The sequence below is a fragment of the Pseudomonas sp. B13(2017) genome, assembly GCF_002113245.1.
Lineage (GTDB): Bacteria > Pseudomonadota > Gammaproteobacteria > Pseudomonadales > Pseudomonadaceae > Aquipseudomonas > Aquipseudomonas putida_Z.
Genome location: NZ_NEJX01000002.1, coordinates 127,290 through 139,472, shown reverse-complemented (window position 1 = coordinate 139,472; position 12,183 = coordinate 127,290). Strand labels below are relative to the sequence as shown.

General features: G+C 64.8%; 6 protein-coding genes. 4 read left to right on the top strand and 2 right to left on the bottom strand.

Annotated elements, in window-relative coordinates; translation table 11 throughout:
* Positions 1-16 precede the first annotated feature (16 nt).
* Together xdhB and xdhA are read right to left on the bottom strand one after the other, a co-directional pair.
* Complete coding sequence (gene xdhB, locus CAG44_RS03800) at positions 17-2,416, bottom strand: xanthine dehydrogenase molybdopterin binding subunit (protein ID WP_085691621.1); 2,400 nt, start codon at positions 2,414-2,416, stop codon at positions 17-19.
* On the bottom strand, positions 2,409-3,863 hold the full coding sequence (gene xdhA / locus CAG44_RS03795; RefSeq protein WP_085691620.1) for a xanthine dehydrogenase small subunit: 1,455 nt from the start codon (positions 3,861-3,863) through the stop codon (positions 2,409-2,411). Before xdhA ends, xdhB begins: the two co-directional genes overlap by 8 nt.
* 268 nt (positions 3,864-4,131) lie before the next feature.
* Between xdhA and CAG44_RS03790 the strand changes: the two genes are divergently transcribed.
* The 4 genes from CAG44_RS03790 to ligA all read left to right on the top strand — a co-directional run bounded on the left by CAG44_RS03790 (position 4,132) and on the right by ligA (position 11,947).
* The gene (locus CAG44_RS03790; protein ID WP_015271155.1) at positions 4,132-4,791 is read left to right on the top strand and encodes a GntR family transcriptional regulator; all 660 of its coding nucleotides are present in this window, start codon (positions 4,132-4,134) and stop codon (positions 4,789-4,791) included.
* 3 nt (positions 4,792-4,794) lie between these two features.
* On the top strand, positions 4,795-8,283 hold the full coding sequence (smc, locus tag CAG44_RS03785; RefSeq protein ID WP_085691619.1) for a chromosome segregation protein SMC: 3,489 nt from the start codon (positions 4,795-4,797) through the stop codon (positions 8,281-8,283).
* A 205-nt stretch (positions 8,284-8,488) separates the two neighbouring features.
* A complete protein-coding gene (gene zipA, locus CAG44_RS03780; protein ID WP_025340022.1) occupies positions 8,489-9,379 on the top strand; it encodes a cell division protein ZipA in 891 nt (296 codons plus the stop codon).
* Positions 9,380-9,616: 237 nt separating this feature from the next.
* Positions 9,617-11,947, top strand: a complete 2,331-nt coding sequence (gene ligA / locus CAG44_RS03775) for an NAD-dependent DNA ligase LigA (RefSeq protein WP_085691618.1) — start codon at positions 9,617-9,619, stop codon at positions 11,945-11,947.
* Positions 11,948-12,183 lie beyond the last annotated feature (236 nt).

The following is a 12,183-nucleotide window of genomic DNA, read 5'->3' as shown; positions in this document are numbered from 1 at the left end:
AGGCGCCCACCCAACCTCAGTGAGTGACGGTTTCCAGCTCCGGCTCGGCAGGTTGCGCTGCTGCCAATGCCTTGCGCATCTGCTCGCAACCCCACAACACCCGCTCCGGCGTCGCCGGCGCATCCACCTGTGGCTGCACGCGGTAGTCGGCGATGCTGGCCACGGCGTCCTTGATCGCGCACCAGGCAGCGATGCCGAGCATGAACGGCGGCTCGCCCACGGCCTTGGAGTGGAACACGGTGTCTTCCGGGTTCTTGCGGTTCTCCACCAGCTTTACCCGCAGATCCAGCGGCATGTCGGCCACTGCCGGGATCTTGTAGCTGGCCGGGCCGTTGGTCATCAGCTTGCCCTTGGCGTTCCACACCAGCTCTTCGGTGGTCAGCCAGCCCATGCCCTGGATGAAGCCGCCTTCCACCTGGCCGATGTCGATGGCCGGGTTCAGCGAATCACCCACATCGTGCAGGATGTCGGCACGCAGCATCTTGTATTCGCCGGTCAGGGTGTCGACCACCACTTCCACGCAGGCGGCGCCGAAGGCGAAGTAGTAGAACGGCCGGCCACGTGCCTGGCTGCGGTCGTAGTAGATCTTCGGCGTGCGGTAGAAGCCGGTGCTGGACAGCGACACCTGGGCGAAGTAGGCCTGCTGCACCAGCTGCTCGAAGCTGACGATCTGGTCGCGCACGCGCACATGGCCGTTGCGGAACTCGACGTCTTCCTCGGTCACCTGGTAGTGCCGCGCGGCGAACTCGGTCAGGCGCTTCTTGAGGATTTCGGCAGCGTTCTGCGCCGCCTTGCCGTTCAGGTCGGCACCACTGGAGGCTGCGGTCGGCGAGGTGTTGGGCACCTTGTCGGTGTTGGTGGCGGTGATCTGGATGCGGCTGAAATCGACCTGGAAGATCTGTGCCACCACCTGTGCCACCTTGGTGTTCAGGCCCTGGCCCATCTCGGTGCCACCGTGGTTCAGGTGGATGCTGCCGTCGGTGTAGATATGGATCAGCGCACCGGCCTGGTTGAGGAAGGTGGCGGTGAACGAGATACCGAACTTGACCGGGGTCAGCGCCAGGCCCTTCTTCAGGATCGGGCTGTTGGCGTTGAAGCGGCGGATCGACTCGCGGCGCTCGGCATAGTCACTGCTGGCTTCCAGTTCGGCGGTCATCTCTTCGAGCATGTTGTGCTCGACGGTCTGGTAGTAGTGGGTGACGTTGCGCTCGGTCTTGCCGTAGTAGTTGGCCTTGCGCACCGCCAGCGGGTCGCGGCCCAGGTGGCGGGCGATGTGGTCCATCACCTGCTCGATGGCGACCATCCCCTGCGGGCCGCCGAAGCCGCGGTAGGCGGTGTTGGAGGCGGTGTTGGTCTTGCAGCGGTGGCCGTGCACGGTGGCATCGCCCAGGTAGTAGGCGTTGTCGGAGTGGAACATGGCGCGGTCGACGATCGAACCGGACAGGTCGGGCGAGTAGCCGCAGTTGCCGGCCAGGTCGAAGTTGATGCCGTGCAGGCGCCCGTCGTCGTCGAAGCCCACGTCGTACTCGACGTAGAACGGGTGGCGCTTGCCGGTCATGGTCATGTCTTCGACCCGTGGCAGGCGCATCTTGGTCGGCTGGCCGGTCAGGCGCGCGACCACGGCGCACAGGCACGCCGGGCTGGCGGCCTGGGTTTCCTTGCCACCAAAACCGCCACCCATGCGGCGCATGTCCAGCACCACCTTGTTCATTGGCACGTCGAGTACTTCGGCGACCAGTTTCTGCACTTCGGTGGGGTTTTGCGTGGAGCAGTAGACGATCATGCCGCCGTCTTCGGTGGGCATCACCGAGGAAACCTGCGTTTCCAGGTAGAAGTGCTCCTGGCCACCAATGTGCAGGGTGCCCTGGATGCGGTGCGGGGCACTGGCCAGGGCAGCAGCGGAATCGCCACGCTGGTGGGTGTGGCTGTCGAGCACGAAGTGCTTCTTGCGCAATGCTTCGACCACATCCAGCACCGGCTCCAGGTCTTCATACTCGACGATGGCGGCCATGGCCGCACGGCGTGCGGTGTCGAGGTCGCGGGCGGCCACGGCGAGCACCGGCTGGCCGAAGAACTCGACCTTGTCGATGGCCAGCAGCGGGTCGCCGGCTACCACCGGGCCGATGTCCTTGAGGCCGGGGATGTCTTCGTGGGTGATGGCGATGCGCACGCCCTCGAAGGCATAGCACGGCGTGGTGTCGATGCGCAGGATGCGCGCGTGGGCGCGGTCGGCGGTGCGTGCATAGACGTGCAGCTGGTTGGGAAATTCCAGGCGGTCGTCGATGTACACCGCCTCGCCGGACACATGCTTGTCGGCGCTGTCGTGCTTGACGCTGCGGCCGACCCCGGTGGTCAGGTCCTGGCTGAACAGTTCGGCCATCTCGGCCTGGCTCTTGGCTACGTGATGGTTAGACATAAGCGGTCACCCGGGTTTCGATGTACGGCGTTTGCTGTTCGATGAAGTACTTGCGCAGCAGGTTCTGCGCGGTCAGCAGGCGGTATTCCTTGCTGGCGCGGAAGTCGCTGAGCGGGGTGAAGTCTTCCGCCAGGGCCTGGCAGGCACGCTCGATGGCAGCCTGGTTCCACGGCTTGCCGCGCAACGCCGCTTCGCAGGCACGGGCCCGTTTGGGGATTGCCGCCATGCCGCCGAAGGCGATGCGCACACCGCTGACCACGCCGTCTTCGATGCTCAGGTTGAAGGCGCCGCACACGGCGGAAATGTCATCGTCCAGGCGCTTGGACACTTTATAGGCGCGGAACGCCCAATCGCTGGTGGCGCGCGGCACGATGATCTTCTCGATGAACTCGCTGTCCTGGCGGGCAGTGATGCGGTAGTCGATGAAGTAGTCTTCCAGTGGCATCACCCGCTGGCGCTCGCCCTGGCGCAGGACGATCTGCGCATCCAGGGCAATCAGCAGGGGTGGCGAGTCGCCGATTGGCGAAGCGTTGCCGATATTGCCGCCCAGGGTGCCCTGGTTGCGGATCTGCAGCGAGGCGAAGCGGTGCAGCAGGGCGCCGAAGTCCGGGTATTCCTCGTTCAGTGCGCCGTAGCAGTCGGTGAGCGGGGTGGCGGCGCCGATTTCCAGGTGGCTGGCGGTTTTCTCGATGCGCTTGAGCTCGGCCACATGGCCGACGTAGATCATCACCGGCAAGGTCTTGTGGAACTGGGTGACTTCCAGGGCCAGGTCGGTACCGCCGGCCAGCAGCCGCGCTTCGGGGTGCGAGCTGTACAGGTCGGCCAGGTCGGCCACGGTCAGTGGCACCAGGCAGCGCTTGTCACCGCTGTTCAACTCGCCGGTCTGGGTTGGCGCAATGGCCTTGAGGCGGCTGATGGTCTGTGCCTGCTGGGCATCGAACTGGTCGCGGCAGGGTTGGCGGCAGCTCTGCTCGGCGGCGTCGAGGATCGGCCGGTAGCCGGTGCAGCGGCACAGGTTGCCGGCCAGGGCTTCCTGGGCCTGGTGCAGGTCGGGGCCGCTGCTGTTCTTCTGCAGGGCGAACAGCGACATCACGAAACCGGGGGTGCAGAAGCCGCACTGCGAGCCATGGCAATCGGCCATGGCCTGTTGCACGGTGTGCAGCTGGCCCTGGTGCTTGAGGCCTTCGACGCTGATCAGTTGCTTGCCGTGCAGCGACGAAACGAAGGTCAGGCACGAGTTGAGGCTGCGGTAGCGCAGGCTGTCGTTGCCCTGGTCGTCCTGGGTCAGTTCGCCGACCACCACGGTGCAGGCGCCGCAGTCACCACTGGCGCAGCCCTCCTTGGTGCCAGGTTTGCCCAGGTGCTCGCGCAGGTACTGCAGCACCGTCATGTTCGGGTCCAGGGCATGCTCACTACGCAGCTCCTGGTTGACGAGAAACTGGATCACGGGGATGGCCTCGCAATGGTTTTATTGTTGTTGGGCGGACTCTAAGCAAGAGCTGTCCAGCTGGTCAATATTTTTCTGACTCAAAGGTCAAGAAATTGCTCATATCCAAGCCCGGCCGCACACAGTGCCCATATCCCAAGCATAGATCGCGCCGGGCGCCTGGATGCCTTGCAGGTCAAATAAACCGCCAGGCCCCTCTGCGCGATTACCGGCCAAGTACGCTACAATCCGCTCCTTGTGCCCAGTTCAATGATTTTGAAGGAAAACCATGACGTTCAAGGCCCCGGACAGCCTCTCCGAGCAGATTGCCGATTACCTGGCCGAACGCATCATCCGCGGCGAGCTGGCGCCAGGCGAGCGTATCCAGGAGCAGAAGGTCACCCAGGCTCTCAACGTCAGCCGCGGCTCGGTGCGCGAGGCGCTGCTGATCCTCGAACGCCGCCACCTGGTGGCGATCCTGCCGCGCCGGGGTGCCCATGTGACCGAGCTCGACGAGCGCAGTGTGCGCAGCCTGTGCGCACTGATGGGCGAGTTCTACATCCTGCTGGGTAACGCGGTTGCGCAAAAATGGCGCACCGATGCCGACCTGCGCCCGTTCCTGGAGATCCAGCAGCGCCTGCAGCGGGCCCATGACCAGCTGGACATCAAGGCCTTCGTCGCCGACAGCTTCGCGGTCATGCGGGCGGCCTATCCGTTCGCCGACAACCCGTTCCTGCAGGAAACCGTGGAAAACCTGCAGCCGGCAATGAGCCGTGCCTACTACCTGTCGCTGGACCAGCGCCAGGCCAACATGATCGATTACCTGGACCTGTTCGCCCGCCTGCTCGACGCCGTGATCGCCCGTGACCTGCCGCGCATTCGCGAGGTGCTCACCGCCTATGGCCAGCGCAGCTGCGAACTGGTGCTGGCGGCGTTGGCCCGAGGCTGACCGATGCGCCTGAAGTGCATTCGCCTGGCCGGGTTCAAGTCGTTCGTCGACCCGACCACGGTCAACTTCCCCAGCAACATGGCGGCCGTGGTCGGCCCCAACGGCTGTGGCAAGTCCAACATCATCGATGCCGTGCGCTGGGTGATGGGCGAGAGTTCGGCAAAGAACCTGCGCGGCGAGTCGATGACCGATGTCATCTTCAACGGCTCCAGTGGCCGCAAGCCGGTCAGCCAGGCCAGCATCGAGCTGGTGTTCGACAACAGCGAAACCACCCTGGTCGGCGAATATGCCGCCTACGCCGAGATCTCGATCCGCCGCAAGGTCACCCGCGACGGGCAGAACAGTTACTACCTCAACGGCACCAAGTGCCGCCGGCGCGATATCACCGACATCTTCCTCGGTACCGGCCTGGGGCCGCGCAGCTACTCGATCATCGAACAGGGCATGATCTCCAAGCTGATCGAGGCCAAGCCCGAGGAGCTGCGCAACTTCATCGAGGAAGCCGCCGGCATTTCCAAGTACAAGGAACGCCGCCGTGAAACCGAGAGCCGCATCCGCCGCACCCAGGAAAACCTGGCGCGCCTGACCGACCTGCGCGAAGAGCTGGAGCGCCAGCTGGAGCGCCTGCACCGTCAGGCCCAGGCGGCCGAGAAGTACCGCGAATACAAGGCCCAGGAGCGCCAGCTGAAGGCGCGCCTGTCGGCCTTGCGCTGGCGTGACCTGGACGAACGGGTGCGCCAGCGCGAGGCGGTGATCGGCGACCAGGATGTGTCCCATGAGGCGCTGGTGGCCGAGCAGCGCAATGCCGATGCCAGCATCGAGCGCCTGCGCGATGGCCATCACGAATTGTCCGAACGCTTCAACCAGGTGCAGGGCCGTTTCTACTCGGTGGCCGGTGACATCGCCCGGGTCGAGCAGAGCATCCAGCACGGCCAGCAGCGCCTGCGCCAGTTGCAGGATGACTTCAAGGAAGCCGAGCGCACGCGCCTGGAAACCGAGTCGCACCTGGGCCACGACCGTACCCTGCTGGCTACCTTGGGCGAAGAGCTGGCCATGCTCGAACCCGAGCAGGAAATGACCCTGGCCGCTGCCGAAGAAGCCACTGCCGCCCTTGAAGAGGCCGAGCTGGGCATGCACGGCTGGCAGGAACAGTGGGACAGCTTCAACAGCCGTTCCGCCGAGCCGCGCCGCCAGGCCGAAGTGCAGCAGGCGCGCCTGCAACAGCTGGAGGCCAGCCTGGAACGCCAGGCCGAGCGCCAGCGCAAGCTGGGCGAGGAGCGTGAGCTGCTGGGCAGCGACCCGCAGGATGCGGCCATGCTCGAACTGGCCGAGCAGCTAGCCAGCAGCGAAATGTTGCTGGAAGAGTTGCAGTTGTCGGAAGAGCAGGTGGTCGAGCGCCTGGAAGGCGCGCGTGAACAACTGCAGCAGGCCACCCAGGCCCAACAGCAGGCGCAGGGCGACCTGCAACGCCTGGGTGGCCGCCTGGCCTCGCTTGAAGCCTTGCAGCAGGCTGCGCTGGAGCCGGGTGCAGGTGCTGCGCACTGGCTGCAGGGCCAGGGCCTGGAGCAACAGCCGCGGCTGGCTGAAGGGTTGCGGGTAGAGCCGGGCTGGGAGCTTGCGGTAGAAACCGTGCTCGGTGCCGATCTGCAGGCTGTGCTGGTGGATGACTTCAATAACCTGGATTTTGCCGGCCTGGAGCAGGGCGAGTTGCGCTTGCTGCTGGCGAGCGGTACCGGCTCGTCGCTGCCCGGCAGCCTGCTGGAAAAGGTCGAAGGCCGTGTCGACCTGGCGCCCTGGCTGGGCCAGGTCAAACCCGTGGAAGACCTTGCCCAGGCGCTGGCGCAGCGCGCCTCGCTCGGCGAAGGCCAGAGCCTGGTCAGCCGCGATGGCTACTGGGTTGGCCGACACTTCCTGCGGGTGCGCCGTGGCGGCGAAGCCGAAGGCGGCGTGCTGGCACGCGGCCAGGAGATCGAGCGCCTGGGCCAGGAGCAACTGGAGCAGGAAGCGGCGCTGGAGCAGTTGGAACAGCAACTGCAGGCCCTGCGCGAGCAGCAACTGGACCTTGAAGAACAGCGTGAACAACTGCGCCGTCGCACCCAGGAAGAAAACCGCCTGCATGGCGAGCTGAAGGCCAACCTGTCGGCTGGCCGCGCACGTGCCGAGCAGGTCGAGCTGCGCCGCCGGCGCCTGCAGGAAGAGCTGAGCGAACTGGAAGAACAGCGCGCCCTGGAACATGAGCAGCTGGGCGAAGCCCGCCTGCTGCTGCAGGAGGCCTTGGAGCTGATGGCCCAGGACACCGAGCAGCGCGAGCAGTTGATGGCTCGCCGCGACACCCTGCGCGAAAGCCTCGATCGCGTGCGCCAGGAGGCCCGCCAGCACAAGGATCACGCTCACCAGCTGGCTGTGCGCCTGGGCTCGCTGCGCGCGCAGCATGATTCCACCCGCCAGGCCCTGGAGCGTCTTGAGCAGCAGGCCGCGCGCCTGACCGAGCGCCAGGAGCAACTGAGCCTGAACCTGGAGGAGGGCGAGGCCCCGCAGGAAGAACTGCGCCTGAAGCTGGAAGAGCTGCTGGAGCGGCGCATGAGCGTCGACGAGGAAATGCGCCAGGCTCGCCTGCACATGGACGAAGCCGACCGCGAACTGCGCGACGCCGAAAAGCGCCGTACCCAGGCCGAGCAGCAGGCCCAGTTGCTGCGTGGCCAGCTGGAACAGCTGCGCCTGGAGTGCCAGGGCCTGGATGTGCGGCGCAAGACCTTGCAGGAGCAGTTGCTGGCCGATGGCTACGACCTGCAAGGTGTGCTCGCCACCCTGGAGGCCGAGGCCAGCGAGCAGGGCACCGAACAGGAGTTGGAGCAGCTCGATGCGCGTATCCAGCGCCTGGGGGCGATCAACCTGGCGGCCATCGAAGAGTACGAGCAGCAGTCCGAGCGCAAGCGCTACCTGGACGCCCAGGACGCCGACCTGGTCGAAGCCCTGGAGACCCTGGAAAACGTCATTCGCAAGATCGACAAGGAAACCCGCAACCGCTTCAAGGATACCTTTGATCAGATAAATGCCGGATTACAGGCACTTTTCCCAAAAGTTTTCGGTGGTGGCAGCGCTTATCTGGAACTGACGGGCGAAGATCTACTCGATACAGGGGTAACGATCATGGCGCGGCCACCGGGCAAGAAGAACAGCACCATCCATCTGCTGTCCGGCGGCGAGAAGGCACTGACCGCATTGGCGCTGGTGTTTGCCATCTTCAAGTTGAACCCCGCACCGTTCTGCATGCTCGACGAAGTCGACGCGCCGCTGGACGATGCCAACGTCGGGCGTTACGCCCGTCTGGTCAAGGAAATGAGTGAAAGCGTGCAGTTCATCTACATCACCCATAACAAGATTGCCATGGAGATGGCGGATCAATTGATGGGGGTGACCATGCATGAACCGGGCTGTTCACGTCTGGTTGCCGTCGATGTGGAGGAGGCCATGGCCATGGTCGATGCCTGATGCTCGACGATAAGGGCATATTCCGTAGCGAAATGCCCCCGCCATGTGCGACAGACGGTGTAAAGTTGTCTTTGGTCGTGCTAGCTTAATGTCACTCGTTTTTTGCGTGGGTAAAACGCCTGTCAGAACATAGAGTTGGCGCCACGTGTTAAAGGGCTTTGAACCCTTTGTTTTCAAGCATATTTTTATAGAGGCACGGGATTACATGGAAATCGGTCTGCGCGAGTGGCTGATCGTCATCGGCATCATTGTCATTGCCGGGATTCTTTTCGACGGCTGGCGCCGCATGCGCGGCGGGAAAGGCAAGTTGAAATTCCGTCTGGATCGCAGTTATTCCAACCTGCCGGACGAAGAGGGCAATGCCGAAGTGCTTGGCCCTTCGCGGGTGCTGGATACCCACAAGGAGCCTGAGCTGGACGAAAGCGACCTGCCGTCGCTCAGTGCTTCTGCGCGTGATCGCGAGCGCGAGCCCAAGCCGGCCAAGGCTGCCAAGCGCGGCAAGCGCGCCACCGCTGCTGCGGATGCACAGCAGGGTGACCTGAACCTCAGCGCCGAGCCACGCGAGCCCGACCTGTTTGCCGACAGCGATGACGACTTTGCCGCGGAAAACACCCGCAGCAACGGTGCGGCGCCTGCCAGCAACAGCGTCAAGGAGCTGCCGCCGGCCGAGGAAGTGCTGGTGATCAGCGTCATCTCCCGCGACGAGGGTGGCTTCAAGGGCCCGGCGCTGCTGCAGAACATTCTGGAAAGCGGCCTGCGCTTCGGCGAAATGGACATCTTCCACCGTCACGAGAGCATGGCCGGTCACGGCGAGGTGCTGTTCTCCATGGCCAACGCCGTCAAGCCCGGCGTGTTCGACCTGGACGACATCGACCACTTCAGCACCCGCGCGGTGAGCTTCTTCCTCGGCCTGCCGGGCCCACGTCATCCGAAGCAGGCCTTCGACGTGATGGTGGCTGCGGCGCGCAAGCTGGCGCACGAACTGAACGGTGAGCTCAAGGACGACCAGCGCAGCGTGCTGACCGCCCAGACCATCGAGCACTACCGCCAGCGCATCGTCGAATTCGAGCGCCGTGCGCTGACCCAGAAGCGCTGACAGATCCAGACGAAAGAGCAGCCTGAGGGCGTGCTGGTCGGTTCGGGTAATGCTGTTGCCTGCACTGGCCCTATCGCCGGCAAGCCAGCTCCCACAGGTGTATCACTGCCCTCCAGGCCTGTGGTTTACCTGTGGGAGCTGGCTTGCCGGCGATAGGGCCGGGGCAGGCAACACAAATCCAGGCCCCATGCACCACCCCCAGGCTGCTCTTTTGCTTTGCAAGAGAAGACAAATCCCATGACCGCCGAAACCCGTATCCACGAACTGCGTGCCGAGCTCGACCAGCACAACTACCGCTACTACGTGCTCGATGAGCCAAGCGTGCCCGATGCCGAATACGACCGCCTGTTCAACGAGCTCAAGGCGCTTGAAGCCGAACACCCGCACCTGGTAACCCCCGACTCGCCCACCCAGCGCGTGGGTGGCGAAGCCCTGGCCGCGTTCAGCCAGGTACGCCACGAAGTGCCCATGCTCAGCCTGGGCAACGCCTTCGAAGAAGCCGACTTGCGTGAGTTCGGCCGCCGCGTGGTAGACGGCCTCGACCAGCCCGGTGCGGTCGACTACAGCTGCGAGCCCAAGCTCGACGGCCTGGCCGTAAGCTTGTTGTACCGCGACGGCCAGCTGGTGCAGGGTGCCACCCGTGGCGACGGCACCACTGGCGAAGACATCAGTGCCAACGTGCGTACCGTGCGCAACATCCCGCTCAAGCTGCAAGGCGAGGGGTGGCCGGCGGTGCTGGAGGTGCGCGGCGAGGTGTACATGAGCAAGGCCGGTTTCGATCGGCTCAACGCCGCCCAGGCCGAAGCAGGTGGCAAGACCTTCGCCAACCCGCGCAACGCCGCCGCCGGCAGCCTGCGTCAGCTGGATTCGAAAATCACCGCCAGCCGCCCGCTGGAATTCTGCTGCTATGGCGTCGGCCAGGTGTCCGCGAGCATCGGCGACAGCCACATCGGCATCCTCGAGCAGCTCAAGGCCTGGGGCCTGCCGATCAGCCGCGAACTCAAGCATGCCGCTGGCATCGAAGAATGCCTGGCCTACTACCGCGACATCGGCGAGCGACGCAACAGCCTGCCCTACGAAATCGACGGCGTGGTGTTCAAGGTCAACAGCCTGGCCGCCCAGCGCGAACTGGGCTTCCGCGCCCGTGAGCCGCGCTGGGCGATTGCCCACAAGTTCCCGGCCATGGAAGAGCTGACCGAGGTGCTGGATGTCGAATTCCAGGTCGGCCGCACCGGTGCGGTAACGCCCGTGGCACGCCTGAAGCCGGTCAAGGTCGCCGGTGTGACCGTGTCCAACGCCACCCTGCACAACATGGACGAAATCGCCCGCCTGGGCCTGCGCATTGGCGACACGGTGATCATCCGCCGCGCCGGTGACGTGATTCCGCAGGTGATGCAGGTGGTGCTGGAGCGCCGCCCGGAAGATGCGCGCCCGGTGCAGGTGCCTAGCGAATGCCCGGTATGCGGCTCGCAGGTCGAGCGTACCCAGCTGGTCAAGCGTAGCAAGGGCAAGGAAACCACCAGCGAGGGTGCGGTGTACCGCTGCGTCGGTCGCCTGGCCTGTGGCGCCCAGCTCAAGCAGGCGATCATCCACTACGTGTCACGCCGCGCCATGGACATCGACGGCCTGGGCGAGAAGAGCGTCGAGCAGCTGGTGGACGAAGGCCTGATCGGCTCGCCGGCCGACCTGTACAAGCTGGAATTCGACCAGATCGTCGGCCTGGAAGGTTTTGCCGAAGTGTCCAGCAAGAAGCTGCTGGATGCCATCGAAGCCAGCAAGCGCCCGGGCCTGGCGCGCTTCATCTACGCCCTGGGCATCCCGGACGTAGGCGAGGAGACCGCCAAGGTGCTGGCCCGGTCGCTGGGCAGTCTGGCGCGCGTGCAGCAAGCGCTGCCGCAAGTGCTCACCTACCTGCCGGATATCGGCCTGGAGGTGGCGTACGAGATCCACAACTTCTTCGAGGACGAGCACAACCGCAAGGTCATCAGGCAGTTGCTCGACAGCGGCATGCAACTGCAGGACGAAGGCGAGCTGGCTGCCGAATTCGCCGCCAGCACCACCCTGGCCGGCATGATCGCCAAGCTCGACATCGCCTCGGTTGGCCCGACCGGTGCCGAGAAGCTGGTGGCCAAGCTCGACAGCCTGGACAAGATCATCGCCGCCGACGGTATCGACCTGCGCCAGGCCCTGGCGGCCAAGCAGGCCGAAGCCGTGCGCGAGTTCTTCAAGGATGAAGCCAACCAGAAGCTGGCCCGGGACATCGAGGCACAGTTGCTGGCGTTCGGCATGCACTGGAGCAGCGAGAAGAAAGTCGCCGAAGGCCTGCCGCTGGCCGGCCAGACCTGGGTGCTGACCGGCACCCTGGAGCGCATGAGCCGTGATATCGCCAAGGAAAAGCTGGAAAGCCTGGGGGCCAAGGTGGCGGGTTCGGTTTCCGGCAAGACCCACTGCGTGGTGGCAGGGCCGGGGGCGGGGTCCAAGCTGGCCAAGGCCAGTGAGTTGGGGGTGAAGGTACTTGATGAAGATGCCTTCGTCACCTTCCTGGCCGAGCAGGGCATCGCTGTCTAACGCCCTGCGCAATCCCCTGTGGCTTGCGCGGTCCTTGTGGGAGCGGGCATGCCCGCGAACACGGGCGAAGCCCGTGCCATCCACCGCGGCGCCTGCTTCGCGGCGGTTCGACGCCTCGACACGCCCGCTCCCACAGGTCCTGCGCTGGTCTTGCTGTCAGCGCTAACCCTGTAGGAGCGGGTTCACCCGCGAATTGGCAGCTCCAGGCCACCCCGACCCGGACAAGTCATTGAGAA

Coding starts and splice junctions, on each gene's coding strand:
- xdhB (WP_085691621.1), bottom strand. CDS start 2,416: ATGTCTAACCATCACGTAGCCAAGAGCCAGGCCGAGATGGCCGAACTG.
- CAG44_RS03790 (WP_015271155.1), top strand. CDS start 4,132: ATGACGTTCAAGGCCCCGGACAGCCTCTCCGAGCAGATTGCCGATTAC.
- smc (WP_085691619.1), top strand. CDS start 4,795: ATGCGCCTGAAGTGCATTCGCCTGGCCGGGTTCAAGTCGTTCGTCGAC.
- zipA (WP_025340022.1), top strand. CDS start 8,489: ATGGAAATCGGTCTGCGCGAGTGGCTGATCGTCATCGGCATCATTGTC.
- ligA (WP_085691618.1), top strand. CDS start 9,617: ATGACCGCCGAAACCCGTATCCACGAACTGCGTGCCGAGCTCGACCAG.